A 24273-nucleotide genomic window follows, 5' to 3' on the forward strand; every position below is an offset into this window, starting at 1 on the left:
CACAAGGAATGCGCCATGCAACGCTATGCTCAGAAACTGCATCAATTCATCCGGAGCCTACTGCTTTTGTCCGTGATAACTGCCACCGGCGCTCAGGCGGCGGAGAAAATCGACCTGATCATCGACACCGACCCAGGTGCTGACGATGTAGTCGCCTTGCTGTTCGCTCTGGCCTCGCCGGACGAGCTGAATATTCGCGCGCTGACCACCGTCGCCGGCAACGTGCGCCTCGACAAGACTTCGCGTAACGCCCGACTGGCGCGCGAGTGGGCAGGGCGCGAAGACGTACCGGTTTATGCCGGTGCGCCAAAGCCGCTGATGCGCACGCCGATCTACGCCGAGAACATCCATGGCAAGGAAGGCCTGTCGGGTGTCACCGTGCACGAACCGAAACAGGGTCTGGCTGAAGGCAATGCGGTCAATTACCTGATCGATACGCTGAAAAAAGCCAAGCCGCACAGCATCACGATCGCCATGCTTGGTCCGCAGACCAACCTGGCATTGGCGCTGATCCAGGAGCCTGAAATTGTTCAGGGCATCAAGGAAGTGGTGATCATGGGTGGTGCGCACTTCAATGGCGGCAACATCACCCCGGTGGCTGAATTCAACCTGTTCGCTGACCCGCAAGCGGCCGAAGTAGTCTTGAAAAGCGGCGTAAAACTCACCTACCTGCCACTGGACGTGACTCACAAGATTCTCACCAGTGACGCGCGCCTGAAGCAGATCGCGGCGCTGAACAACAACGCAAGCAAGATCGTCGGCGACATCCTCAACGAGTACATCAAAGGCGACATGGAGCATTACGGTATTCCGGGTGGCCCGGTGCATGACGCTACTGTTGTGGCCTATCTGCTCAAGCCGGAACTGTTCACCGGTCGCTCGGTGAATGTCGTGGTGGATAGCCGTGAAGGGCCGACTTTCGGTCAGACCATCGTCGATTGGTACGATGGCCTGAAAGCGCCGAAGAACGCCTTCTGGGTTGAAAATGGTGACGCGCAAGGCTTCTTTGACTTGCTGACCGAGCGTCTGAAACGCCTGAAGTAAATCATTCGCCCGCAGGTGCCAGCCTGCGGGTTTTACACCCTCTCAGTGTGTTCGTTCTGTTCGGTCGGGTAGCGCTCGAAAATCTGCTTGATGAATTGCTTGGCCGCCTCCGTGCCCAGCTCCTTGACCAATAAATCGATACCAATCAACGCGAGCTCCTCGGTGGTTCCCGGGCTGTAAGAGCTGTGTCCGTCTGCCCATTTGGCATTAATGGCGGCGTCGATGCTGATGGTGGTCATGGGAGCGCTCGAGAAGTCGGAAAGTCTGAGTTTCGAGTTAACCATTTTGTCGGGCATTTGGCACTGCGACTTAGGCATGAGCGGAGCGCTATGCGACACTTGGTCTTTTAGGGCTTTCCAAGGATCGTGCTGTGCAGATCGATTTGAACACCCCTGACGGCCTCACGCTCGACGCAGTGCGCCAGTTGCTCGCTTCGGCCAGTGATGACGAACACACGCAGCTGCGCGTGACCAAGGGCGGTATCGCTTACATTTCTTCCGGCGTTACCGGTGGGCAGGATATCGACGGTTTGCTGTTTCGCCTGGAAACCTGGGCCAAGGGCTCGGGCTACGTGGGCAACGTCGCGGCCAGTGATGAGGTGTGGGTGATGCAGATTTTCAACGCGTTGAAGGACAACTGGCCCAATCCGCCGTATGACTACATCGACGTCTACTGAGCGCCATTAATATTCAGTCACGATTGATTGATGAAGTGGTACGTGCCGCTCAGGCACACTCGGCGTTTTTCCGGTCGTGGGGCAGGGTGATGGCCTTGGCTGTGAAACCAAACGCCGGAATGGCGGTCGCACGATCTCAGCTTAACCATTTTGAAAACAAGGAGGCTTCATGCCTTTGAAGTTCGCGACACTGGGTGCACTTATGGCCGCTGCCATGTTGGCCGGTTGCAGCACGACCTCCAGCGAGTCGGCAAAGGAAACTGCGGCGACCGAAGCCGGTCACAGCCGCTGTGAAGCAACGGCGGCGGAATTCGCCATCGGCAAGAAAGCTTCGCCAGAGTTGCTGGAGCAAGCACGCAATAAAGCCGGGGCGCAAAATGCCCGCTTTCTCAAGCCGAACGACATGATCACGCTTGAGTACCGCTCCGATCGCTTGAATCTGAACACCGACAACAACCTGGTGATCACACGCGTCAACTGCGGCTGATCAGCGAAGGCTTTTGTTGCAGACATAAAAAACCCCGTCACATGGACGGGGTTTTTTTAGTGCGCGCAGAAATTACTCTGGGCGAACCTGTGCAGCTTGCATACCCTTTTGGCCTTTCTCAGCCACGAAGGAGACGGTCTGGCCTTCTTTCAGGCTTTTGAAACCGTCGGATTCGATAGCTTTGAAGTGTACGAACAGGTCGTCACCGCCACCTTGAGGAGTGATGAAGCCGAAGCCTTTTTCATCGTTGAACCACTTAACGGTGCCGGTTTGGCGATTAGACATGGTGTATCTCCAAGAAACATATATTTTTCAGTACTGTGCTGCTCAGGCCAACTGGGCACACCGGGATATCATAGTCGAAATGTTCGCTTTGGTAGCCCCCCGGACGTGCTGTTTGCCAATCAGTCGTGTTTTCTTTACTGTCTGTTTCGGCTGAAAGCCCCGGTTTACAAGGCTTTGCGCGGAACGTAAAGACAATAAAAAAACCTGTAAAACCTGCATAAATCGTCCGAAAAGGCTCAAATTCAGCCCTTTTTAGCGGCGCTGAGCCGACTCAGAAGACTTTTTTGATCACTTTTTCGCCGGGGTATTTGCCTTGCATTTGGCGATTTGGCCCAGTGCTTTCTGCTGCAATTCAGGAGTGGCTTTGTTGTCCATCAGCGCCTGAATGTCGCTCGCTGGATAAGACTTGATGGCGTCAGCGCCGCAAGCACAATGGGATTTGGCAGCTGCAGCACCGATTTGTTGGGTCGCCGCCTGGGTGCACTGGGCCATGTACTTCTCGCGCTCGCCCTTCGGCCAGTCGGCGTGGGCACTCAGCGGCAGCAACATAACAATAGGGGCGACGACGGCGAACAGGGTATTCAGACGCATGCGAGGATGCTCCTTGTGGGTCAATGTCTTGTTATCTGAGGGCTGAAGGGGCCATCAAGTTCAGCACTCTGGCATAAAAACAGACGATTTGCCTTGTGATCAAACAGAGGCATAAGTGACCGCTCATCTGTGCTAGCATGCCGGGCTCAAGCGTTCTCAGGCTCCGGATGACCCACAGTCCCGGCAGCGGTCGACGTGCGAATAATTCGATTTGAATCCCAGTCACTCTGGTTCGGTTTTCCGGTTGGCCGCAAGGCTCCTGCCGCTGTAAGGCAGGCGTTCGTCATTGAATGGCCTGGATCGGATCTTGTACTGGCTCATCCCAACCCACGTGACCTTTGGTAGGGGTCACCACTAGGAGAGGAGGCGCCATGCCAACTATTACTCTTCCCGACGGCAGTCAACGTTCATTCGATCACCCGGTTTCCGTAGCCGAGGTCGCCGCATCCATTGGTGCCGGTCTGGCCAAAGCCACTCTGGCCGGCAAGGTCAATGGCCAACTGGTCGACGCCAGCGACATCATCAGCAGCGACTCGACCCTGCAAATCATCACGCCAAAGGATGAAGAGGGGTTGGAGATCATTCGCCACTCTTGCGCTCACTTGGTGGGTCATGCGGTCAAGCAGCTGTATCCGACCGCGAAAATGGTGATCGGGCCGGTCATCGACGAAGGCTTCTATTACGACATCGCCTTCGAACGTCCTTTTACTCCGGACGACATGGCCGCTATCGAACAGCGCATGCAGCAGCTGATCGAAAAAGATTACGACGTGATCAAGAAAGTCACTCCGCGCGCCGAAGTGATCGAAGTGTTCAAGGCCCGTGGCGAAGACTACAAGTTGCGCCTGGTCGAGGACATGCCGAACGAGCAGGCCATGGGGCTGTACTATCACGAAGAATACGTCGACATGTGCCGCGGTCCGCACGTGCCGAACACACGCTTCCTGAAATCCTTCAAGCTGACCAAGCTGTCCGGTGCCTACTGGCGCGGCGACGCCAAGAACGAGCAACTGCAGCGCGTTTACGGCACCGCTTGGGCAGACAAAAAGCAGCTGGCCGCTTACATCCAGCGCATCGAAGAAGCTGAAAAGCGCGATCACCGCAAGATCGGCAAGCGTCTGGGCCTGTTCCATACCCAGGAAGAATCCCCGGGTATGGTGTTCTGGCACCCGAACGGCTGGACTCTGTACCAGGTGCTCGAGCAGTACATGCGCAAGATCCAGCGCGACAACGGCTACCTTGAGATCAAAACCCCTCAAGTCGTTGACCGCAGCCTGTGGGAGAAATCCGGGCACTGGGCCAACTACGCCGACAACATGTTCACCACGCAGTCGGAAAACCGCGACTACGCCATTAAGCCGATGAACTGCCCATGCCACGTGCAGGTGTTCAATCAGGGCCTGAAGAGCTACCGCGAACTGCCGATGCGTCTGGCCGAGTTCGGTGCTTGCCACCGTAACGAGCCGTCGGGTGCGCTGCACGGCATCATGCGCGTACGTGCGTTCACTCAGGACGACGCCCACATCTTCTGCACCGAAGAGCAGATGCAGGCTGAGTCCGCTGCGTTCATCAAGTTGACCATGGACGTTTACCGCGACTTCGGCTTTACCGATGTCGAGATGAAACTGTCCACTCGTCCGGAAAAACGCGTCGGTTCCGACGAACTGTGGGATCGCGCTGAAGCTGCATTGGCTGCAGCCCTTGATTCTGCGGGCCTGCCGTACGATCTGCAGCCGGGTGAGGGTGCGTTCTACGGTCCGAAGATCGAGTTCTCGCTGAAAGACTGCCTTGGTCGGGTCTGGCAATGTGGTACTCTGCAGCTCGATTTTAACCTGCCTGTCCGTTTGGGTGCTGAATACGTCTCCGAAGACAACAGCCGCAAACACCCAGTGATGTTGCACCGCGCGATCCTCGGTTCCTTCGAGCGTTTCGTCGGGATTCTGATCGAGCACTATGAAGGTGCGTTCCCTGCCTGGCTCGCGCCAACGCAGGCGGTGATCATGAATATCACTGATAAACAGGCAGATTTTGTTGCAGAAGTAGAAAAAACTCTCAACGAAAGCGGATTTCGTGCCAAGTCCGACTTGAGAAATGAAAAGATCGGCTTTAAAATCCGCGAGCATACTTTGCTCAAGGTTCCCTATCTCTTGGTAATCGGAGATAAGGAAGTCGAGATGCAGACTGTCGCTGTGCGTACTCGTGAAGGTGCTGACCTGGGCTCGATGCCCGTCGCCCAGTTCGCTGAGTTTCTCGCGCAAGCGGTTTCCCGGCGTGGTCGCCCAGATTCGGAGTAATTATTATTAAGCGTGAAATGAGACAAGATAAACGAGCTGCACCGAAAGCCCCGATCAACGAGAATATCTCGGCACGCGAGGTTCGGTTAATTGGGGCTGAAGGTGAACAGCTTGGGATTGTGTCAATTGAAGACGCGCTTCTTAAGGCTGAAGAGGCCAAACTGGATTTGGTGGAAATTTCCGCCGATGCAGTACCCCCTGTTTGCAAACTGATGGACTACGGCAAATCGATCTTCGAGAAGAAGAAACAGGTTGCCGCAGCCAAGAAAAACCAGAAGCAGATTCAGGTTAAAGAAATCAAGTTTCGTCCAGGGACGGAGGAAGGGGATTACCAGGTAAAACTGCGCAACCTGGTACGTTTCCTGAGTGATGGGGACAGGGCCAAGGTATCCTTGCGATTCCGCGGCCGTGAGATGGCCCACCAGGAGCTGGGGATGGAACTCCTCAAGCGGGTTGAAGCTGACCTGCTCGAGTACGGTTCGGTCGAACAGCATCCTAAGATGGAAGGACGCCAGCTGATCATGGTCATCGCCCCGAAAAAGAAGAAGTAATCAACAGGGCACGGCAGGCCTTCTGATTATGTTTATCAACTGAATGCGGAGTATCCGAACATGCCAAAAATGAAAACCAAAAGTGGTGCTGCTAAGCGGTTTCTGAAAACTGCTAACGGTATCAAGCACAAGCACGCTTTCAAGAGCCACATCCTGACTAAAATGTCGACCAAGCGTAAGCGTCAACTGCGCGGTAGCAGCTTGCTGCATCCGTCTGACGTGGCAAAAGTCGAGCGCATGCTGCGCCTTCGTTAATTTTAGTCAAGAATAGAGGAAGTAACTCATGGCTCGTGTAAAGCGTGGCGTCATTGCCCGTAAGCGTCACAAAAAAATTCTGAAACTTGCTAAAGGCTACTACGGCGCACGCTCCCGCGTATTCCGTGTTGCCAAGCAAGCGGTAATCAAGGCAGGCCAATACGCCTACCGTGACCGTCGTCAGAAAAAACGTCAGTTCCGCGCTCTGTGGATCGCTCGTATCAACGCTGGTGCTCGTGTTAACGGTCTGTCCTACAGCCGTTTCATCGCTGGCCTGAAAAAAGCGTCCATCGAGATCGACCGTAAGGTTCTGGCTGATCTGGCAGTGAACGAAAAAGCGGTGTTTGCTGCGATTGTCGAGAAAGCTAAAGCCACCTTGGCTTAAGTACCCCCGACAATCACCCGGCCTCACTTCCGTGGGGCCAGGTGGTAAACGTCTTAAATAGGGGAAGAGCCTTCAAGCTCTTCCCCTATTTTGTATCTGGAGTCTGTACATGGAAAACCTGGATGCGCTGGTCTCTCAAGCACTAGAGGCTGTGCAAAGCGCTGAAGATATCAATGCCCTGGAGCAAATCCGGGTTCAATACCTTGGCAAAAAGGGTGAATTGACTCAGGTGATGAAGACCCTGGGGAATTTGCCGGCAGAAGAGCGTCCGCAAGTCGGTGCGCTGATCAACGTTGCCAAGGAGCGTGTTACAGGCGTTCTCAATGCGCGCATGGCTCTGTTTGAAGAAGCCGAACTGGCTGCCAAACTGTCTGCCGAATCCATTGACGTGACATTGCCGGGCCGTGGCCAGACCTCCGGTGGTCTGCATCCGGTGACCCGGACTCTGGAACGTGTCGAGCAGTTCTTCACCCGCATCGGCTACGGCATTGCCGAAGGCCCTGAGGTCGAAGACGACTATCACAACTTCGAAGCGCTCAACATCCCAGGCCATCACCCGGCCCGGTCGATGCATGACACCTTCTATTTCAACGCCAACATGCTGTTGCGCACCCATACCTCGCCGGTACAGGTCCGCACCATGGAATCGAAGCAGCCGCCGATCCGCATCGTCTGCCCAGGCCGCGTGTATCGCAGTGACTCCGATATCACCCACTCGCCGATGTTCCACCAGGTCGAAGGCCTGCTGGTTGATCGCGACATCAATTTTGCCGATCTCAAAGGCACCATCGAAGAATTCCTGCGGGTGTTCTTCGAGAAAGAACTGGCCGTACGGTTCCGTCCTTCGTACTTCCCGTTCACCGAGCCATCCGCTGAAGTCGACATGGAATGCGTGATGTGCAGCGGTAAAGGCTGCCGCGTCTGCAAGCAGACTGGCTGGCTGGAAGTGATGGGCTGCGGCATGGTTCACCCGAACGTGCTGCGTATGTCCGGCATCGATCCGGAAGAGTTCTCCGGTTTTGCCTTCGGCATGGGCGTCGAGCGTCTGGCCATGCTCCGTTACGGCGTGAACGACTTGCGTCTGTTCTTCGACAACGACTTGCGGTTCCTCGCGCAATTTCGCTAGTCGTAACGAATTCTTAGGAGAGCAGGATGAAATTCAGTGAACAATGGCTGCGTGGCTGGGTTAGCCCGCAGGTAAATCGCGACGAGCTGGTTGCTCGTCTGTCGATGGCTGGCCTTGAGGTCGATAGCGTGACCCCGGCCGCCGGTGTTTTCAGTGGTGTTGTGGTGGGCGAGATGCTGAGCACCGAGCAACACCCTGATGCCGACAAGTTGCGCGTGTGCCAAGTCAGCAATGGTGCGGAAACCTTCCAGGTCGTGTGCGGTGCGCCAAACGTGCGTCCGGGCCTGAAGATTCCGTTCGCCATGATCGGTGCTGAGCTGCCGGGCGACTTCAAGATCAAGAAAGCCAAGCTGCGCGGCGTTGAGTCCAACGGCATGCTCTGCTCGCAAGCCGAACTGCAGGTCGGTGAAGGCAATGACGGTCTGATGGAACTGCCGGCCGATGCGCCGGTGGGCGAAGATTTCCGTGTGTATCTGGATCTGGAAGACGCGAGCATCGAGGTCGACCTGACCCCGAACCGTGGTGACTGCTTGTCCCTGGCCGGTCTGGCCCGTGAAGTCGGCGCGCTGTACGACGCGCCGGTGACCCGTCCAGTGGTCATGAGCATTCCTGCCGTGCACGATGAAGTGCGTTCGGTAGAAGTGCTGGCGCCAGCAGCATGCCCGCGTTACCTGGGTCGCGTTATCCGTAACGTCGATCTGTCCAAGCCAACGCCGCTGTGGATGGTTGAACGTCTGCGCCGCGCCGACGTGCGCAGCATCGACGCTGCCGTCGACATCACCAACTATGTGATGCTCGAACTGGGTCAGCCGCTGCATGCCTTCGATCTCGCCGAAATCAATGGCGGCATCCGTGTGCGCATGGCGGAAGAGGGCGAGAAGCTGGTACTGCTCGACGGTCAGGAAGTCAGCCTGCGTAGCGATACGCTGGTGATTGCCGACCACACCCGCGCGCTGGCGATTGCCGGTGTCATGGGTGGTGAGCACAGTGGTGTCTCCGCGACCACTCGCGATGTATTCCTGGAAAGTGCGTTCTTCGACCAGATCGCTGTGGCGGGCAAGGCTCGTTCCTACGGCCTGCACACCGACGCATCGCACCGCTACGAGCGTGGCGTCGACTGGCAACTGGCCCGTGAAGCCATGGAGCGCGCCACCGGCCTGCTGCTGGATATCACTGGCGGCGAAGCAGGCCCGATCATCGAGACCGTCAGCGAGCAGCATCTGCCGTCGATCGCACCGATCACCCTGCGTTCCCAGCGCATCACCCAGATGCTCGGTATGGAAATGGATTCGGCACAGGTCGAGCGTTTGCTCGGCGGTCTGGGTCTTGGCATTACTGCCGACGGTGAAGGCCAGTGGCGCGTAGAAGTGCCAAGCCATCGCTTCGACATCAGCCTGGAAGTCGATCTGATCGAAGAGCTGGCTCGTCTGTACGGCTACAACCGTCTGCCGGTTCGTTATCCGCAAGCGCGTCTGGCGCCGCAAGCCAAAGCTGAAGCGCGTAGCGATCTGCCGGAGCTGCGTCGTCTGCTGGTGGCGCGTGGTTATCAGGAAGCGATCACTTACAGCTTCATCGATCCGCGTCAGTTCGAACTGTTCAGCCCGGGCGTCGAGCCGTTGTTGCTGGCCAATCCGATCTCCAATGACATGGCTGCCATGCGTTCGTCGCTGTGGCCGGGTCTGGTCAAAGCGCTGCAGCACAACCTCAACCGTCAGCAGGATCGCGTGCGTCTGTTCGAAAGCGGTCTGCGTTTCGTCGGTCAGCTCGAAGGCCTGAAGCAAGAGCCGATGCTGTCCGGTGTGGTTTGCGGTAGCCGTCTGCCGGAAGGCTGGGCACAAGGTCGCGACACCGTCGACTTCTTCGACGTCAAAGCTGACGTGGAAGCGGTGCTGGGCTTCGCCGGCGCACTGGATTCGTTCACTTTCGCTCCGGGCAAACACCCGGCGCTGCACCCGGGTCAAACCGCGCGCATCGAGCGGGAAGGGCGTGAAGTCGGCTTCATCGGTGCTATTCACCCGGAATTGTCGAAAGCATTGGGTCTGGATCGTCCAGTCTTCGTTTTCGAGCTGGTTCTGGCTGAAGTGGCACTCGGTAAAATGCCGAAATTCCACGAGTTGTCGCGCTTTCCTGAAGTGCGTCGTGACCTTGCACTGATTGCGCACAAAGACGTCGCGTCCGCAGCCGTACTGGACGTAATCCGTGAAAATGCAGGCGAATGGCTCACAGATCTCAGGCTGTTTGACGTGTATCAGGGTAAAGGTATTGATCCTGATAGAAAAAGCCTTGCAGTTGGCTTGACCTGGCAGCATCCATCGCGCACTCTTAATGACGATGAGGTGAATTCGACGACGCAAAATATCCTCACCTCGCTCGAACAAAGGTTGAACGCCACGTTAAGGAAGTGACGTATGGGGGCTTTGACGAAAGCTGAGATGGCGGAACGTCTGTATGAAGAGCTGGGCCTGAACAAGCGGGAAGCCAAGGAATTGGTCGAACTGTTTTTCGAGGAAATCAGGCACGCTCTTGAAGACAACGAGCAGGTCAAATTGTCCGGTTTCGGCAATTTCGACCTTCGGGACAAACGCCAGCGGCCTGGCCGCAACCCGAAAACGGGGGAAGAAATCCCGATCACGGCTCGCCGTGTGGTCACCTTTCGTCCAGGGCAGAAGTTGAAGGCCCGAGTTGAGGCTTATGCTGGAACCAAGTCATAACGACGAACTACCCGTCATCCCGGGCAAACGCTACTTCACCATCGGTGAAGTCAGCGAGCTGTGTGCCGTAAAGCCACACGTGCTGCGCTACTGGGAGCAGGAGTTTCCTCAGCTCAACCCCGTCAAACGCCGCGGAAACCGCCGGTATTATCAGCGCCAAGACGTGCTGATGATCCGGCAGATCCGCGCGCTCCTTTACGATCAGGGTTTCACCATCGGCGGCGCACGCTTGCGTTTGTCCGGCGATGAAGCCAAAGACGACACGACCCAATACAAGCAGATGATTCGGCAGATGATTGCCGAACTGGAAGACGTACTGGTGGTTCTCAAGAAATAAAAAGCAGCGTTTGAATACTTCCAGTTTTCAAACGCTTGCGCTATATTCTTGAGCGTTCTTCGAGGTGAAGAACAGTTGCAAAACCAGTCGGGGCGTAGCGCAGTCCGGTAGCGCACTAGCATGGGGTGCTAGGGGTCGAGTGTTCGAATCACTCCGTCCCGACCATTATTCCTGAGTAAAATCAGACAGTTAAGCCGATCAGATGGATCGGCTTTTTTGTGCCTGCGCAAAACTACCCGGTAATTTCGTTGAGAAGGCCTGGATTCACTCCGTCCCGACGATCTTTGCTGGCATTCAGCAAGCGTAAAACACCATTAAAAACCAGACATCCCCTCCGCACGAGAATTGATGCCTTCCTCAGCATCTGATTCCATCTCGTCTATGCGTAGTAGAGGTTCAGCGCAATCAGCTCAAACACAGCCACAAATACGCAGAACGCAACGAATCTTCAGGTAAACACCCGGCGAGGCTTTTCATAGCCTTGATAGTTACTGAATGCGCTGCAAAGATTTCCCAGAAAATCAATAAAGTCCATCAGATCTGCATCCTCGCCTGCACGCTTCACGCATCTTGCCAATTCCAGTCTGGTTGAAGTTTCTCATTGTCCTTACGGTCGGCCTCGGTAGTCGGCGTAGGGCTCTACTCCACCCACGGGGGTGGCCCGTCGTAGAGGGAAAGTCATCAGCAACCCCCGTTTACACAGCTCAGTATCAACAACTAATAAGGATATTAAGTGCTTCACAAACTGATATTACTGGCGTTGATCGCCAGTTCAAGCGGCTGTGCAGCAACGGCCATGCGGATGGATTATGACAAGCACCGATGTCCCTACATCGGTGTTTGGCTCGACTGGTGGTTGGTCCGTACATCCAAAGGCAAGTTGATTCCCTTTTTACTGATCGACGCGCCATTTTCATTGGTGGTCGATACCGTATTCTTCCCCTTCGAATATCAATACACCTGCAATTTCTGACTGGCGGGTAGTGCAACCCAAAGCAATGTAAAACTCCCTTAGAAAACTCTTGGCATGTGCCAAGGCTTTTTCGTTGCTGACGCCTCCGCGGATAAAACTCAGGACGATCCAACCCTGCAGTCCCGCACCTGCATCAGTGCAAACCCCAGAAGATTCAGGCCTTTCCACAGATTCGGATCGTTCACATCTGCGTGATCCTGCGCGAGCCCAATTCCCCAAATGTCATCAACCGGGCTCGCTTCGACGATGACCCGAGATCCAGTGCGCATCAGGTATTCGTCCAGCTCCGGGTTTTGGGAGAACTTGGCTTGGTTTGCCCGGACGACGATGTCGTATCGGTGTTGCAGCCAGAGCTGGTCGTTGAACCCGTGCACCTTGCGGCCGAGGGCTTTGGCGGCGTTCGGGGTCGGGGCCTGGAGTACTTGTGCACGAATTTCCTGATCGTCGAACAAGGCTGCCTTCTCGGCCATCATGAAGTGTTCGGCTGTCGGGTAGCGTTGCCCCTCGACAACGAATTCGGCTTCATACCACTGGCTGAAGCACGAAGCCGTGACGGCGTCTTTGCTTCGCTGGTGTCCCCAGAAAAAAGTGAAATCCAGAGGCTCTCCAGCGTTGAAGCGAGCGCGTAGATCTTCGAGAAGTTTAGAGTCGTGCAATGAGATTTCCTCGGTAACTGACGTTCGACGTTACAGTCGCTGTGCGTGTCAGGGCAATACGCAATATTGCCCAGAGACTAATCCAGTGGGCCCAAGACCTGGCGGTAGTGTTCTTCGCCTTGAAGCGTCTGCCGGGTCAGGCGGATTTCCAGGCCTTGGGGGTTTTCTTTGCGGTTGCCGCTGAGCTGGCGCCAGCCCATCTCGGGTTCCCAGACGCGTACTTGCAGGTCGCTGATGCTGTCGAGCACCGCCACTGCCTGTTTCGGCGCGGGCAGCGGGTAGTGATCACGTGGCGTGGCGGCGGCGCGGTACAGGGTTTGATCTTTCAACCACCAGCGCACGCGCTGCAAGCCGTTGTGCGAGGTGGCAGCACTGCGGATCACGTCAAGACGAAAGCGCTGGTCGTCGGCGCTGCGCACGCTGATTGCCGCTGGCTGCCCGGATCGTTCGTCATCGTTGTCGTTCAACAGTGGTTCGCGCAGTTCGATGCTGGCGCGCAAGGCGATATCTCGTTCCAGTTGATGCAGCGTGCGCAGCAGTGCTTCGGTGTGTTCGGTGCTCGCCTGTAGGTGCGTGTCGGCGCGGCTCACGCTGTCCAGACCGCGCCAGGCAATCAGGCTGACGATCGCCATGAGCATGATCGCGACCATCACTTCGATCAGGGTAAAACCCTCTTGCCGGTTATTCATGGCTGGTTGGCCAAGGTCAATTTGCCCGTGGCTGTGCGCTGCACGGTGAGCGTGTTCTGGCCGTCCGAGAGTTGCAGTTGCACAGGTGAATCGAACCACTCGGCATTCAGTATCAGCGGCTGCCTGGGTGTCATTCGGACCTTCAGCGATGGCGTTTCCCAGTGACGAGGGCGCAGTTGCGGATCGGCGAGAAAGTGATCGAAGCCGGGGCCTTGTTCATTGCGACGAATGAAATGAAAGCCGTTTTTGTCCGCCAGCCAAGTGATCGGGCGTCCATCGGCCAGGGCTTCGGCATGGGCGATTTGCAGCAACTGGATCAAGCGATTGGCGTCCTTGCGCAGCAGTTGCGCTGGGTCAGGCTTGATACTCAGGCTGACGGCGGCGCTGGCAATACCGATGATGATCAACACCACCATCAATTCGATGAGGGTGAAGCCTGTTTGTCTGTCCTTGTTCATACCGCAACGTTCCTTCGTTGTGAATCCATCCTGGCGGATTCGAACCATCAATCCCGATAGAAAAGCGAATGTTGTCCTGTAGACTGCGACGCAAGACAACAGGGAGGTTGGGTCTTGGCATTTACTTTTCGCTTATCCGCAACGCAGCTTGTGCAGTCGGCGGCGCTGATCACGGCGCTGGCAGGCGGACTATTCTGGTCTGCGCTGTTGCTGACGCCGGCACAGTCCCACGTTCCGGCGGTGGACCCCCAAGTGCTGCCGGCGCGCGCCGACACAGCGGCTTTGCAGTGGTTTTCCAACCAGCCGGCACCGTTGGATATCAAGGTTTCCGGAGTGCTGGCAGGGGCGCACGCTGCAGTAGCAATCCTAAGTCTCAACGACGGTCCGCCGCGCAGTTTTCTGGTGGGTGATCGCTTGGCTCTGGGTGTGCACGTGATAGCTATTGAACAGGATGCGGTGGTCATTGAGCGTGGCGCAGAAAAGAGCCGATTAAAAGTCAGCACGCTGCCAGACTCCCCGTCGCTGCCTCGGTTGACTCGACCCTGAGCGGGATCATTGGCGCTTTTCCTGCGGCCGGCCGAGTAAGGTTTCGAGTCGCGCCAAGGGCGGTGCCTGACGTTCGCGATCCGAAACCAGCAGCGTCACGCGCATCAGTCGTCCATCGATGCTCGGCGTCACGTGTTGATCACAGCGCAGTTGCAGGCGACCTTGATCACACTCGAAGGTTTTCAGTCCCGGGGCAAAGTCTTCTTCCAGACGCAACTCGGCGAGTCGGGTCTGCGCCGCCAGCAAAGCGATCGAGCGATCGCGCAACAGGCCATTGCTCTGGGTCATCAGGCCCGCAACGCGAACGGCGGCAGACATGGCCACGGCGATGATTGCCAGGGCCACCAGAACCTCAATGAGGGTGAAACCTCGCTCCTTGCGCAACGCTTCCATGCTTGTCTCTGCGGTTGAAACCGGCCCGCAGAATAACACCCGTCCTTTGGCTAATGTGCAGAAAAACAGTGCGTTAATGATTGTTGTACGATGACTGGCTTTTGTTACACTGCGCGCCGAATGTAATCATGCCAAGGAAGGTTGAAATGGATTTCGCGCGCGTCAAATCTCAGTCCGCAGGTCGTCGAGGTCAGCAGGGTTTTACCCTGATCGAGATCATGGTGGTGGTAGTCATCCTCGGCATTCTGGCGGCGATGGTCGTGCCCAAGGTGCTCGACCGACCTGATCAGGCCCGAGCCACTGCGGCGAAACAAGACATCGCCGGCCTGATGCAGGCGCTCAAACTCTACCGCCTCGACCACGGCAATTACCCGACGCTGAATCAGGGGCTGAAGGTGTTGGTGGAGCGTCCGGCGGATGCGAAAAACAGCAACTGGCGCTCTTATCTGGAACGCTTGCCCAACGACCCGTGGGGGCGTCCTTACAACTATCTGAATCCTGGCGCGAACGGTGAGATCGACATCTTCTCCCTCGGCGCAGACGGCCAACCCGACGGCGACGGCGTCAATGCCGATATTGGTTCCTGGCAGCTCTGAGAGCGGCCATGAAATCATCGTCGCCACAGGCGCAGAAACAGCGCGGCATGGCCATTATCAGCGCCTTGCTGATTGCCGCCGTGGTTGCGGTGATCGCCGCTGGCATGCTCACCCGTCAGAGCGTCTTTACCCGTTCTCTTGAAGCGGAACAGTCGCGAGTGCAGGGCGCTGCTGCGCTGTTGGCGGGGCTGGAGCTCAGTCGGCAACTGCTCAGAGACACGCGTCAACAGGACGCGCTGACCCGGCTCGATCAACCTTGGGCGCAGCCTGTCAAAAGCCATTTGTTGAGTTCGCCGGGGGGCGGTTTCGAGGGGCGCATCGAGGATCAGCAGGGCAAGTTCAATTTGCGCAATTTACTCAGCAATGACCGCGTCGATGGCGGACAGTTGCGCAGCTTCGAACGCCTCTGCGAAATGATCGGAATCGATGCTGCCCTCAGCCAGCGCATCAGCCAGCGAGTCATTGCCTCCTACCCGAGAATGCCCGACCTGCAAGCCGCCGGGCAGAGTATGGCGCAGACCGGTTTCGACGGCGTCCGCGCGACGTCGCCGAGTGCGCGTCGAAGCCCCTTGCCGGCCACTCAGCCGATGTTGCGCAGCCTTGATGATTTACGTGGCCTCGAAGGCATGAACGAGGAGCTGCTTGGGCGCTTGAATCAGTATGTCAGCCTGATTCCGGCCAAGACCTGGGTCAACGGTAATACTGCCAGCGCCGAGGTATTGGTGGCGGTGGTACCGGGTTTATCGCTGGCGCAGGCCAGGGCTGTGGTGGGAGAGCGCGATCGTGGTCAGTGGTTCATCAATCGCGGGGACTTCGTCAACCGTCTGCACTTGCCGCATCTGACCGTCGACGGACTGAACGTCGGCATCAGCAGCGATTGGTTTCTGCTGCGCGGACACGCGCGTCGTGACCAGCGCCGCGTCAGCCTGGATGCGCTGCTGCATCGACCCGCCGACGACCTGCCGAAAGTGGTCTGGTCGAGGCTCGGCGTATGACTCGCCTGCGAGTCGCCTTGCCGCCGCTGGCGGGTTTGACCTCAGACTCTGAGGTTGAATTTGCGCGCCTGGATCGGCATGACCAGGTCAGTCAGACCGGTGTCAGCACGCTGTTGCTGATTGAACAGGAGTGGCCGTTACAGCCCGTCGAGTTTTTTCTGCATCCGGCGGACAGTGTACTGACCAGTTTGCAGTTGCCACCGCTGGCTCCGGTGAAGATCGAGGCGGCGGTGAAGTGTGCCGCGCAGGCGCTGATTCTGGGTGGCACTGAACAAATGTACGTTGCACACAGTGCTCGTGAGGTCTCGGGGCAAGTGTCGCTGGCCTGGCTCGCGCAGGCATCTCTGGATCGTTTCGGGCTGTTATTGGCTCAGCACCGATTGAAGCTGCGAGGCCTTTACCCGGCGCCTTATGCTCTGCCGGTGCCCACGCAGGGGCAGGTCAGCGCCTGCGTGCTGGACGGGCAATTGCTGCTGCGCTTCAGCGGTGCGCAGGCTTCGGTAGAACCCTTGGCGCAGGAGCGTCTGGATGAACTCGTCACCAGTGGTCGCGGCTTGCAGTGGATCGGCGCGGATGCTCCTGCAACAGTCTTCGAACCACAACCTGCGGAGCAGCGCTGGTGTGGCGTTGCGCCGGGATGGGGGTTGCATGCAGGCATCGGCAAGGCTGCCGGCCCCGCTCGCGGTTGGGGCAAGGCCGTCTTCTGTTGTGCCTTGGCGATTGCGATCTGGGTGTCAGGGCTGAACCTTTACGCGGCCCGTGAAGTGACCCAGGGCGAGCAGCTCAAGGCGCAAATGAGCCAACGGGTGAAGCAGGCTTTTCCAGAGTTACCGGTGATTCTCAATCCGTTGCAGCAGGCTCGCCAGCAACTGGCGGCTCGACACAATGGGGTGGCGGCCGAGGCGAATCACGGGTTTGCCTACCTGGTGCAAAACGCCGCGAGCGCGCTGCCGTTTATGGCGGGCAGCGTCCAGCGTATGACCTATGAGCAGGGACGTTTGCAGTTGGAGTTGGCCGCCGACACTGCGCAGGCACCCGCCGACGGCGCATTGCCGGGGGCGCTGACGCAGGCAGGATTGGTCGCCAGACGCGAAGACAACGTGTGGATTTTCAGCCCGCAGATTGAGCCGGCAGCGGTTGAGGACGATGCCGACATGGACAGCGACGATGAATAATCTACTGGCGATCTATCGGGCTCGCTGGCTGCTGCTGCGTGCACAGATTCATCGGCATTGGGCGCCGCTGACCTTACGCGAAAAACGCCTGGTTGCGGGCACCGCATTGATGTTAGGGGTTGTGCTGATCTGGCTGCTGCTCGTCCAGCCACCGCTGAAAAAGATTGAGCATTGGCAGACCGAAACGCCGAAGTTGCGTGGCCAGGCCGAAGCGCTGGATCTGTTGTTGCGCGAGGTGGCGACAGCGCCCATTGGGCAAAACTTCGAGCGGTCATTGCAGCAATCTCTCGATGGCAGCGGGCTGCTTGGTCACTACCAGTTGCAGACAGTTGGCACCGCTTGGCAGTTGACGTTCGAGGATGCACCCGCTGATGCCGTCATCAGTTGGCTGTTAATCCACCCCGTGCGGTTTTCACTTGAAGTGGTCGAGGCTCGTTTGCAGCGTGCAAGTGAGGTCAAGGTCGATGATACGGCAGGCACTCTGTCGGGAACCGTTCGCATGGATCAGGCGCTGGGCGCTAAGGAAGCTTCATGAAGTGGTCAGGTTCCAATTGTGTACGTACGGCCGCGCCGTTCCTGTTGTTGGCACTGAGCGCATGCAGCAACACCACTCCGCCACAGAACCAGCCGCCATTGCTGGTCGACAGTGAACTCGGGCGGCCGCTGGCCAACACCCAGCGCAGCGGCGACGCGGTGCTCGACCGCGAACGTGCGCAGGCCCAAGCGCGACCTGTGCCGAAGCAATTGCACAACATCAGCAAGAGTGCGCGCAGTGGGGCGGCGGCGTCGGGCATTGCCTTGCCGAGTAATCCTTTGGGCGATCAACCGGTGACGCTGAATTTTGTCGACGCGGATATTCAAGCGGTGGTGCGCGCGTTGGCGCGTTCGACCGGGCAGCAGTTTCTGGTCGATCCTCGGGTGAAGGGGACGTTGACGCTGGTTTCAGAAGGTCAGGTGCCAGCGCGGCAGGCTTACGACATGTTGCTGGCGGTGTTGCGTATGCAGGGTTTCAGTGTGGTTGACGTGGGCGGTGTGGCGCAGGTGGTGCCGGAGGCGGATGCGAAGTTGCTCGGCGGGCCGATTTACAGTGCCGACAAACCGGCCGGCAACGGCATGCTCACGCGCACGTTTCGTTTGCAATACGAGAACGCGGTGAACCTGATTCCGGTGCTGCGGCCGATTGTTTCGCCGAACAATCCGATCAACGCCTATCCGGGCAATAACACCATCGTCATCACTGATTACTCTGAGAACCTGACCCGCGTTGCGCAGTTGATTGCGAGCATTGATTCGCCGAGTGCGATCGACACCGATGTGGTGCAGATCCAGAACGGCATCGCTGCCGACATTGCGCCGATGGTCGCGGATCTGCTGGATGCGCCGGGCAATGATCCGACGCAGAAAATCGCGGTGATTGGTGATCCGCGTTCCAACACCATCATCATTCGCGCCGGCAGCCCGGAGCGTACGGAGCTGGCGCGTAATCTGATTTACAAACTGGATAACGCGCAGAGCAATCCGAGCAATCTGCATGTGGTTTATCTGCGTAACGCGCAGGCGGCGAAACTGGCGCAGGCCTTGCGCGGGTTGCTCACGGGTGAAAGTGACAGCGGCAGCAGCGACAGTGCGCGTTCGGTGCTCAGTGCCATGGGCGCAAGTACTGGCGGTAGCGCTGGGCAAAATGGCCAAAGTAGTACGCAAAGCAGCGGCACTACATCGACTAATAGCAGCGTCAGCACGGGCGGCAGTTACGCCCAGGGCAGCAGTGGCGGCACAACTGGTAGCGGCGGCGCGCAAAGCAGCGAGCAGAACGTCGCTTTCAGTGCCGGCGGCGTGACCATTCAGGCGGACGCCACCACCAACACCTTGCTGATTTCCGCGCCGGAGCCTTTGTATCGCAACTTGCGCGAGGTGATCGATCTGCTTGACCAGCGCCGCGCGCAAGTGGTGATCGAGAGCCTGATCGTCGAAGTCGGCGAGGACGATGCCAGTGAGTTCGGTGTGCAGTGGCAGACCGGCAATCTCGGTGGCAATGGCGTGATCGGTGGCGCGAATCTCGGTGGTTCGGGGCTCAACACCAACGGCAAAACCAGCATCGATGTGCTGCCTCAGGGGTTGAATCTGGGCTACGTCAACGGCACCGTCGATATCCCCGGGATCGGCAAGATTCTTGACCTGAAAGTGCTGGCCCGGGCCTTGAAAAGCAAGGGTGGCACCAACGTGCTGTCGACGCCGAATCTGCTGACCCTCGACAACGAGGCGGCGAGCATTTTTGTCGGCCAGACCATCCCGTTTGTCAGCGGCAGTTATGTGACGGGCGGCGGGGGCACCAGCAACAACCCGTTCCAAACCGTGACCCGGGAAGAGGTCGGTTTGAAGCTCAACGTGCGTCCGCAGATTTCCGAGGGCGGTACGGTCAAGCTCGATATCTATCAGGAGGTCAGCAGCATCGACGAACGCGCTTCCAACAGCGCGACATCGACGGGCATCGTCACCAACAAACGTGCAATCGACACCAGTATTTTGCTCGACGACGGGCAGATCATGGTCCTTGGCGGGTTGCTGCAGGACGGTTACAGCCAGAGCAATGACGCGGTGCCTTGGCTGGGCAGTCTGCCGGGAATCGGCGCGCTGTTTCGCAATGAACGCCGGGCGATTACCAAGACCAACCTGATGGTGTTCCTGCGTCCGTACATCATCCGCGACAGCGAAGCGGGGCGCAGCATTACCCTCAACCGCTACGACTTCATGCGCCGGGCGCAAGGTGGTTTGCAGCCGGAACGCAGCTGGGCGATGCCGGACATGCAGGCGCCGCAATTGCCGACAGCGGCGCAAGGGGTGCCGGCGGTGTTACCGAGTTCCGGCCCACGCGCGACGATCAAAGCGGTGCCCATCCAATGAGTTCGCTGCCTTACGCCTGGGCCAAGGCGCAGCGCATTCTGTTGTGCGATGGCGTGTTGACGGTGTGCCCGTCAACGCCGGGCTGGTCGATCAGCGAGGCGCGGCGGCAGTTCGGTGCGACCACCATACAACGCGTGCGCGATGACGAACTCGACGGCTTGCTCGCCGCAGCCTATGCCGACACCGGCAGTGCGGCGGCGGTGGTTGGGGCTGCGGAAAACGAAGTTGATCTGGATCGGCTGATGCAGGACATGCCGGAAATCACCGACCTGCTCGACACCCAGGACGGCGCGCCGGTGATCCGCATGATCAACGCCTTGCTCACCCAGGCCGCGCGCGATGAGGCCAGCGACATTCACATCGAACCGTTCGAAACCCATTCGGTGGTGCGCTATCGCGTCGACGGAACCTTGCGCGATGTGGTCTCACCGCGCAAGGCGTTGCATGGTGCGCTGGTGTCGCGGATCAAGATCATGGCCCAGCTCGACATCGCCGAAAAACGCCTGCCGCAAGATGGACGCATCGCTTTGCGCGTGGCCGGGCGGCCGATTGATATTCGTGTTTCAACCGTGCCCACCGGTCATGGCGAAAGGGTGGTGATGCGTCTGCTCGACAAACAGGCCGGGCGTCTGCATCTGGAAACACTGGGCATGGACGCGCAGGTGCTGGCCAAACTCGATCACCTGATCCGCCAGCCCCACGGCATCGTTTTGGTCACCGGGCCGACCGGCAGCGGCAAAACCACCAGCCTCTACGCCGCATTGGCACGGCTGGATGCGAGTACCAGCAACATTCTCACCGTCGAGGATCCGGTGGAATACGACCTGCCGGGCATCAGCCAGATCCAGGTCAATGCCAAGATCGACATGACTTTTGCCCTGGCGCTGCGAGCAATCCTGCGGCAAGACCCGGACATCATCATGATCGGCGAGATCCGCGATCTCGAAACTGCACAAATCGCCGTGCAGGCTTCGTTGACCGGGCACTTGGTGCTGGCGACATTGCACACCAACGACGCGGTGTCGGCGGTCAACCGCTTGATCGACATGGGCGTCGAACCGTTTCTGCTGGCCTCGTCGATGCTCGGCGTGCTCGCACAACGACTGGTGCGACGGCTGTGCAATCAGTGCAAGCAGGAAGACCCGGCGACACCGGGCACTTGGCGACCGGTCGGCTGCCCGGCGTGCAATCAGACCGGCTACAGCGGCCGCACCGGCATCCACGAGTTGTTCTGCATCGACGACGACATTCGCACCCTGATTCACCAAGGGGCAGGGGAGCAGGCCTTGCGCGCATCAGCCGCGAAAGCCGGGATGTTCAGCCTGCGCGAGGACGGTGAGCGATGGATCCGCAGCGGCGCCACCGCCCCTGAAGAAATCCTCCGTGTGACACGGGACGCCTGATGAATCGCTATCGTTTTGAAGCTGCCGATGCGACCGGCAAGATCGAATCCGGGCACCTTGAGGCGGACAGCCAGGCTGCCGCGTTCACAACGTTACGCGCGCGCGGGTTGACCGCGTTGTCGGTGCACAAAGAAAGCAACGTCGCCAGTCACGGCGGCGGTGGATTGTTCCGCGCCAAACTTTCCGATAACGATCTGGCCTGGGCCACGCGGCAGCTGGCGAGTCTGCTCGGCGCCAGTCTGCCGCTGGAGGCCGCGTTGAGCGCCACGGTGGAGCAGGCCGAGAAAAAGCACATCGCCCACACCCTCAGCGCTGTTCGTGCGGATGTGCGCAGCGGCATGCGACTGGCGGAATCCCTCGCCGCGCGACCGCGAGACTTTCCTGAGATCTACCGTGCGCTGATTGCGGCGGGTGAGGAGTCCGGTGATTTGGCGCAGGTCATGGAACGCCTCGCGGATTATATCGAGGAACGCAACAACCTGCGCGGCAAGATTCTCACGGCGTTTATCTATCCGGGCGTGGTCGGTCTGGTGTCGATCGGCATCGTGATTTTCCTGCTCAGTTACGTGGTGCCGCAGGTGGTCAGCGCGTTTTCCCAGGCGCGGCAGGATTTGCCCGGGCTGACCTTGGCGATGCTCAACGCGAGTGATTTCATCCGCAGTTGGGGCTGGCTGTGCGCTGGGATCATGGCCGCAAGTTTCTGGAGCTGGCGTTTGTACCTGCGCAATCCAGCGGCACGTTTGAGTTGGCATCATCGCGTGCTGAAGTTGCCGCTGTTCGGGCGTTTCATTCTGGGCCTGAACACCGCACGGTTCGCCTCGACGTTGGCGATTCTCGGCGGCGCCGGGGTGCCGTTGCTGCGCGCATTGGAGGCGGCGCGGCAGACCCTGTCCAACGACCGCTTGAGTTTGAGCGTCACTGAAGCAACGGCCAAAGTGCGCGAAGGGGTCAACCTCGCCGCTGCATTGCGCGTGGAGAACGTATTCCCGCCAGTGCTGATTCATCTGATCGCCAGTGGCGAGAAAACCGGCTCGCTGCCGCCGATGCTTGAGCGTGCGGCACAAACCCTGTCGCGCGATATCGAGCGGCGAGCGATGGGCATGACCGCGTTGCTGGAGCCGCTGATGATTGTGGTGATGGGCGGGGTGGTGCTGGTGATTGTGATGGCGGTGTTGTTGCCGATCATTGAGATCAATCAACTGGTCCAGTAGCCGGTTTTGATGGTGTCTGATCGGGCCCCTTCGCGAGCAGGCTCGCTCCCACAGGGGAATGCATTTCAAAATGTGGGAGCGAGCCTGCTCGCGAAGGGGCCAGTCCGGGCAACAAAAAATCCAGATTTTTGTCAGGACTTTACCCCCGCACGGTCTGCAAACAGACATGAAAAAGCCCTCGTCACCGAGGGCTTTTCATTAACACGGTTACATCGACCAATCAGATCTTGCCAGCGCCAGCCTTGGCCTTAACGTCGGCCGCGACTTTGTCTGCGTTCAGCGGGGTGTAGCTGTAAGGCGGGGTCCAGCCGATGTTGGTGCCCCACTTGCAGGTCAGCAAGGAGCCATTGAGCGTAGAACCCTGATCAAGGTAGGTGCTGCCACCGTAGTCGCCGGCGATTTTGTCGCAGCCGCTGATGCCGGAGATTTCGAAGGCGTTTTTCTCGGAGAAAATCTTCGAGCTCTTGCCCACACCGTGCGCGTAGCTGAACGGGTAGACCTTATGGCTGGTGCTGCCCACGTGATAGTTGTTGTACAGATGCACCTGGCCGAAGCGAACGCGTGGCGCGCGGGCGGAGATGTTTTCGAACAGGGTGTTGTGGATCGTGACCTTGAGCTTGCCATCATCGGTGGTACGGCTGTCGCTGGAACCGATCAGGTTGTTCTTCTCGTGCGATTTGAACGCCGAGTAGGAAATGGTCACGTAGTTGGCACCGTTTTTCACGTCCAGTGCGCCGTCGTGATGTTGCTTTGGACGACCGTTGGCAGTGCCGTTCTGGTCATCGGTGCGGCGGCCATCGGTGAAGGTGACATGGTCGACCCACACATTGTTGGCGCCTTCGATGGTCAGCCCGTCGTACTCGGAGTTCCAGTTGCCGGCGCTGCCGTCATTGGCGTCCCAGATCGGCTCGGGATCCCACGGGTTTTCGATGGTGATGTTGCGGATGATCACATCGTTTTCCTTGGCATAGAAGAAACCCTCGCGGATCTCCGCCGTGCTGCTCGTACCGACGATGGTCGTCTTGCCCGGGATATCCAGACGACCGCGCTTTTTCATATCGGCGGTCGTCGTATAAGCTTTGCCTTCGCTGATGTCGATCGGCCCGGTAATCTTGATGATGCGACCGTTGGTGCCGACCGAAGCGCTGAGTGCGGTCTTCAGTTCGGCGGCGTTCTTCACGGTGTAGATGTTGTTGGCTGCCGCTCTGGAGCCACCCTTGGTGCCACCGTTTTGCGTGGCCCAGCCAGTCGTTGCAACATCCAGCCAGATATCGGCTGCTTGTGCAGGCAGGCTGGAAAACAGCAGGCTGCCGACGATGGCGCTGGCCAGTTTGCAGGCCGTGAAGGTTGTTGGTTTTGTCATGAGTAATCAGATCCTTGATTAACTTGAGTGTTTTACACGCGATGTCTCGACGTGTTTCTCGAGCGGACGTCCTTATCGCCATTGCAGCGAATCGAACGTCCGCTGCATGAGAAATCCTATCATTGAACTGGTGCGTTGTCGTACAACTGAATGGGCTATGATGCGTAATTAT

At 58.2% G+C, this 24273-nt stretch carries 28 protein-coding genes and 1 tRNA gene; 21 read left to right on the forward strand and 8 right to left on the reverse strand.

All coding sequences use genetic code 11. From position 1 onward, the window contains the following. Window positions 1–15 precede the first annotated feature (15 nt). A complete protein-coding gene (locus PspR84_RS10340) occupies window positions 16–1044 on the forward strand; it encodes a nucleoside hydrolase (protein ID WP_160057168.1) in 1029 nt (342 codons plus the stop codon). Window positions 1045–1076: 32 nt separating this feature from the next. On the opposite strand, the gene PspR84_RS10345 is transcribed toward PspR84_RS10340, so the two are convergent. Continuing rightward, the gene (locus tag PspR84_RS10345) at window positions 1077–1283 is read right to left on the reverse strand and encodes a hypothetical protein (RefSeq protein ID WP_160057169.1); all 207 of its coding nucleotides are present in this window, start codon (window positions 1281–1283) and stop codon (window positions 1077–1079) included. Window positions 1284–1414: 131 nt separating this feature from the next. Here PspR84_RS10345 and PspR84_RS10350 point away from each other — a divergent pair, with 131 nt between their 5' ends. After that, on the forward strand, window positions 1415–1720 hold the full coding sequence (locus tag PspR84_RS10350; RefSeq protein WP_007913485.1) for a hypothetical protein: 306 nt from the start codon (window positions 1415–1417) through the stop codon (window positions 1718–1720). 169 nt (window positions 1721–1889) lie between these two features. Next, entirely contained in the window at window positions 1890–2207 is a 318-nt protein-coding gene (locus PspR84_RS10355) for an I78 family peptidase inhibitor (protein WP_077571951.1), read from the forward strand. 72 nt (window positions 2208–2279) lie between these two features. On the opposite strand, the gene PspR84_RS10360 is transcribed toward PspR84_RS10355, so the two are convergent. Further along, window positions 2280–2492: a cold-shock protein gene (locus tag PspR84_RS10360; protein ID WP_003179963.1), complete on the reverse strand. Its 213-nt coding sequence runs from the start codon at window positions 2490–2492 to the stop codon at window positions 2280–2282. Window positions 2493–2780: 288 nt separating this feature from the next. Further along, complete coding sequence (locus PspR84_RS10365; RefSeq protein ID WP_095047633.1) at window positions 2781–3083, reverse strand: hypothetical protein; 303 nt, start codon at window positions 3081–3083, stop codon at window positions 2781–2783. Window positions 3084–3454: 371 nt separating this feature from the next. Between PspR84_RS10365 and thrS the strand changes: the two genes are divergently transcribed. The 10 genes from thrS to PspR84_RS10415 all read left to right on the forward strand — a co-directional run bounded on the left by thrS (window position 3455) and on the right by PspR84_RS10415 (window position 11715). Further along, complete coding sequence (gene thrS, locus PspR84_RS10370) at window positions 3455–5377, forward strand: threonine--tRNA ligase (RefSeq protein ID WP_160057170.1); 1923 nt, start codon at window positions 3455–3457, stop codon at window positions 5375–5377. Next, complete coding sequence (gene infC, locus PspR84_RS10375; RefSeq protein ID WP_170947229.1) at window positions 5377–5928, forward strand: translation initiation factor IF-3; 552 nt, start codon at window positions 5377–5379, stop codon at window positions 5926–5928. The genes thrS and infC overlap by 1 nt, the downstream gene beginning before the upstream one ends. Before the next feature lie 60 nt (window positions 5929–5988). Beyond that, a complete protein-coding gene (gene rpmI / locus PspR84_RS10380) occupies window positions 5989–6183 on the forward strand; it encodes a 50S ribosomal protein L35 (protein WP_002553160.1) in 195 nt (64 codons plus the stop codon). Window positions 6184–6211: 28 nt separating this feature from the next. After that, window positions 6212–6568 (forward strand): 50S ribosomal protein L20, encoded by a 357-nt coding sequence (gene rplT, locus PspR84_RS10385; RefSeq protein WP_007913489.1) that lies wholly within the window; start codon window positions 6212–6214, stop codon window positions 6566–6568. A gap of 109 nt (window positions 6569–6677) precedes the next feature. Next, the gene (gene pheS, locus PspR84_RS10390) at window positions 6678–7694 is read left to right on the forward strand and encodes a phenylalanine--tRNA ligase subunit alpha (RefSeq protein ID WP_003226365.1); all 1017 of its coding nucleotides are present in this window, start codon (window positions 6678–6680) and stop codon (window positions 7692–7694) included. A gap of 26 nt (window positions 7695–7720) precedes the next feature. Continuing rightward, window positions 7721–10099: a phenylalanine--tRNA ligase subunit beta gene (gene pheT / locus PspR84_RS10395; RefSeq protein WP_160057171.1), complete on the forward strand. Its 2379-nt coding sequence runs from the start codon at window positions 7721–7723 to the stop codon at window positions 10097–10099. Between the two features lie 3 nt (window positions 10100–10102). After that, on the forward strand, window positions 10103–10405 hold the full coding sequence (gene ihfA / locus PspR84_RS10400; RefSeq protein ID WP_002553164.1) for an integration host factor subunit alpha: 303 nt from the start codon (window positions 10103–10105) through the stop codon (window positions 10403–10405). Further along, window positions 10386–10742 carry a MerR family transcriptional regulator gene (locus PspR84_RS10405; RefSeq protein ID WP_003179985.1) on the forward strand — a complete coding sequence of 119 codons (357 nt, stop codon included), beginning with the start codon at window positions 10386–10388 and terminating at the stop codon, window positions 10740–10742. Before ihfA ends, PspR84_RS10405 begins: the two co-directional genes overlap by 20 nt. A gap of 88 nt (window positions 10743–10830) precedes the next feature. Beyond that, window positions 10831–10907 (forward strand) — tRNA-Pro (locus PspR84_RS10410). A 568-nt stretch (window positions 10908–11475) separates the two neighbouring features. Beyond that, window positions 11476–11715, forward strand: coding sequence for a YceK/YidQ family lipoprotein (locus tag PspR84_RS10415; protein ID WP_160057172.1), 240 nt, complete (start codon window positions 11476–11478; stop codon window positions 11713–11715). A gap of 98 nt (window positions 11716–11813) precedes the next feature. On the opposite strand, the gene PspR84_RS10420 is transcribed toward PspR84_RS10415, so the two are convergent. The 3 genes from PspR84_RS10420 to PspR84_RS10430 form a co-directional block, all read right to left on the reverse strand. Further along, entirely contained in the window at window positions 11814–12371 is a 558-nt protein-coding gene (locus PspR84_RS10420; RefSeq protein WP_160057173.1) for an NADAR family protein, read from the reverse strand. 77 nt (window positions 12372–12448) lie between these two features. Next, on the reverse strand, window positions 12449–13060 hold the full coding sequence (locus PspR84_RS10425; RefSeq protein WP_160057174.1) for a type II secretion system protein GspJ: 612 nt from the start codon (window positions 13058–13060) through the stop codon (window positions 12449–12451). Next, on the reverse strand, window positions 13057–13518 hold the full coding sequence (locus tag PspR84_RS10430; protein ID WP_160057175.1) for a GspH/FimT family pseudopilin: 462 nt from the start codon (window positions 13516–13518) through the stop codon (window positions 13057–13059). The genes PspR84_RS10425 and PspR84_RS10430 overlap by 4 nt, the downstream gene beginning before the upstream one ends. Before the next feature lie 114 nt (window positions 13519–13632). Between PspR84_RS10430 and PspR84_RS10435 the strand changes: the two genes are divergently transcribed. Next, window positions 13633–14064 carry a general secretion pathway protein GspC gene (locus PspR84_RS10435; protein WP_160057176.1) on the forward strand — a complete coding sequence of 144 codons (432 nt, stop codon included), beginning with the start codon at window positions 13633–13635 and terminating at the stop codon, window positions 14062–14064. Between the two features lie 6 nt (window positions 14065–14070). Here PspR84_RS10435 and gspI read toward each other — a convergent pair whose 3' ends face one another. Next, window positions 14071–14457 (reverse strand): type II secretion system minor pseudopilin GspI, encoded by a 387-nt coding sequence (gene gspI, locus PspR84_RS10440; RefSeq protein WP_160057177.1) that lies wholly within the window; start codon window positions 14455–14457, stop codon window positions 14071–14073. A 146-nt stretch (window positions 14458–14603) separates the two neighbouring features. Here gspI and gspG point away from each other — a divergent pair, with 146 nt between their 5' ends. Genes gspG through gspF form a run of 7 tightly spaced genes read left to right on the forward strand, consistent with a single transcriptional unit; the run spans window position 14604 to window position 22738 of the window. Next, the gene (gspG, locus tag PspR84_RS10445) at window positions 14604–15053 is read left to right on the forward strand and encodes a type II secretion system major pseudopilin GspG (RefSeq protein ID WP_160057178.1); all 450 of its coding nucleotides are present in this window, start codon (window positions 14604–14606) and stop codon (window positions 15051–15053) included. Window positions 15054–15061: 8 nt separating this feature from the next. Beyond that, window positions 15062–16048 (forward strand): type II secretion system minor pseudopilin GspK, encoded by a 987-nt coding sequence (gene gspK / locus PspR84_RS10450; RefSeq protein WP_160057179.1) that lies wholly within the window; start codon window positions 15062–15064, stop codon window positions 16046–16048. Continuing rightward, window positions 16045–17223 carry a type II secretion system protein GspL gene (gspL, locus tag PspR84_RS10455; protein WP_160057180.1) on the forward strand — a complete coding sequence of 393 codons (1179 nt, stop codon included), beginning with the start codon at window positions 16045–16047 and terminating at the stop codon, window positions 17221–17223. Before gspK ends, gspL begins: the two co-directional genes overlap by 4 nt. After that, the gene (gspM, locus tag PspR84_RS10460) at window positions 17216–17758 is read left to right on the forward strand and encodes a type II secretion system protein GspM (RefSeq protein ID WP_160057181.1); all 543 of its coding nucleotides are present in this window, start codon (window positions 17216–17218) and stop codon (window positions 17756–17758) included. The genes gspL and gspM overlap by 8 nt, the downstream gene beginning before the upstream one ends. Next, on the forward strand, window positions 17755–20124 hold the full coding sequence (gene gspD / locus PspR84_RS10465) for a type II secretion system secretin GspD (RefSeq protein WP_160057182.1): 2370 nt from the start codon (window positions 17755–17757) through the stop codon (window positions 20122–20124). The genes gspM and gspD overlap by 4 nt, the downstream gene beginning before the upstream one ends. Then, a complete protein-coding gene (gene gspE / locus PspR84_RS10470; protein ID WP_160057183.1) occupies window positions 20121–21527 on the forward strand; it encodes a type II secretion system ATPase GspE in 1407 nt (468 codons plus the stop codon). Before gspD ends, gspE begins: the two co-directional genes overlap by 4 nt. After that, window positions 21527–22738: a type II secretion system inner membrane protein GspF gene (gene gspF, locus PspR84_RS10475; RefSeq protein WP_160057184.1), complete on the forward strand. Its 1212-nt coding sequence runs from the start codon at window positions 21527–21529 to the stop codon at window positions 22736–22738. Before gspE ends, gspF begins: the two co-directional genes overlap by 1 nt. 220 nt (window positions 22739–22958) lie before the next feature. Here the strand turns inward: gspF and PspR84_RS10480 are convergent, their stop codons facing one another. Then, window positions 22959–24101: a pectate lyase gene (locus tag PspR84_RS10480; protein ID WP_160057185.1), complete on the reverse strand. Its 1143-nt coding sequence runs from the start codon at window positions 24099–24101 to the stop codon at window positions 22959–22961. Between the last annotated feature and the right edge of the window lie 172 nt (window positions 24102–24273).

Source organism: Pseudomonas sp. R84 (assembly GCF_009834515.1).
In the GTDB taxonomy this organism is placed as follows: Bacteria; Pseudomonadota; Gammaproteobacteria; order Pseudomonadales; family Pseudomonadaceae; genus Aquipseudomonas.

Coding starts and splice junctions, on each gene's coding strand:
- PspR84_RS10340 (WP_160057168.1), top strand. CDS start 16: ATGCAACGCTATGCTCAGAAACTGCATCAATTCATCCGGAGCCTACTG.
- PspR84_RS10345 (WP_160057169.1), bottom strand. CDS start 1,283: ATGACCACCATCAGCATCGACGCCGCCATTAATGCCAAATGGGCAGAC.
- PspR84_RS10355 (WP_077571951.1), top strand. CDS start 1,890: ATGCCTTTGAAGTTCGCGACACTGGGTGCACTTATGGCCGCTGCCATG.
- PspR84_RS10360 (WP_003179963.1), bottom strand. CDS start 2,492: ATGTCTAATCGCCAAACCGGCACCGTTAAGTGGTTCAACGATGAAAAA.
- PspR84_RS10365 (WP_095047633.1), bottom strand. CDS start 3,083: ATGCGTCTGAATACCCTGTTCGCCGTCGTCGCCCCTATTGTTATGTTG.
- thrS (WP_160057170.1), top strand. CDS start 3,455: ATGCCAACTATTACTCTTCCCGACGGCAGTCAACGTTCATTCGATCAC.
- rpmI (WP_002553160.1), top strand. CDS start 5,989: ATGCCAAAAATGAAAACCAAAAGTGGTGCTGCTAAGCGGTTTCTGAAA.
- rplT (WP_007913489.1), top strand. CDS start 6,212: ATGGCTCGTGTAAAGCGTGGCGTCATTGCCCGTAAGCGTCACAAAAAA.
- pheS (WP_003226365.1), top strand. CDS start 6,678: ATGGAAAACCTGGATGCGCTGGTCTCTCAAGCACTAGAGGCTGTGCAA.
- pheT (WP_160057171.1), top strand. CDS start 7,721: ATGAAATTCAGTGAACAATGGCTGCGTGGCTGGGTTAGCCCGCAGGTA.
- ihfA (WP_002553164.1), top strand. CDS start 10,103: ATGGGGGCTTTGACGAAAGCTGAGATGGCGGAACGTCTGTATGAAGAG.
- PspR84_RS10405 (WP_003179985.1), top strand. CDS start 10,386: ATGCTGGAACCAAGTCATAACGACGAACTACCCGTCATCCCGGGCAAA.
- PspR84_RS10425 (WP_160057174.1), bottom strand. CDS start 13,060: ATGAATAACCGGCAAGAGGGTTTTACCCTGATCGAAGTGATGGTCGCG.
- PspR84_RS10430 (WP_160057175.1), bottom strand. CDS start 13,518: ATGAACAAGGACAGACAAACAGGCTTCACCCTCATCGAATTGATGGTG.
- gspI (WP_160057177.1), bottom strand. CDS start 14,457: ATGGAAGCGTTGCGCAAGGAGCGAGGTTTCACCCTCATTGAGGTTCTG.
- gspG (WP_160057178.1), top strand. CDS start 14,604: ATGGATTTCGCGCGCGTCAAATCTCAGTCCGCAGGTCGTCGAGGTCAG.
- gspK (WP_160057179.1), top strand. CDS start 15,062: ATGAAATCATCGTCGCCACAGGCGCAGAAACAGCGCGGCATGGCCATT.
- gspL (WP_160057180.1), top strand. CDS start 16,045: ATGACTCGCCTGCGAGTCGCCTTGCCGCCGCTGGCGGGTTTGACCTCA.
- gspM (WP_160057181.1), top strand. CDS start 17,216: ATGAATAATCTACTGGCGATCTATCGGGCTCGCTGGCTGCTGCTGCGT.
- gspD (WP_160057182.1), top strand. CDS start 17,755: ATGAAGTGGTCAGGTTCCAATTGTGTACGTACGGCCGCGCCGTTCCTG.
- gspE (WP_160057183.1), top strand. CDS start 20,121: ATGAGTTCGCTGCCTTACGCCTGGGCCAAGGCGCAGCGCATTCTGTTG.
- gspF (WP_160057184.1), top strand. CDS start 21,527: ATGAATCGCTATCGTTTTGAAGCTGCCGATGCGACCGGCAAGATCGAA.
- PspR84_RS10480 (WP_160057185.1), bottom strand. CDS start 24,101: ATGACAAAACCAACAACCTTCACGGCCTGCAAACTGGCCAGCGCCATC.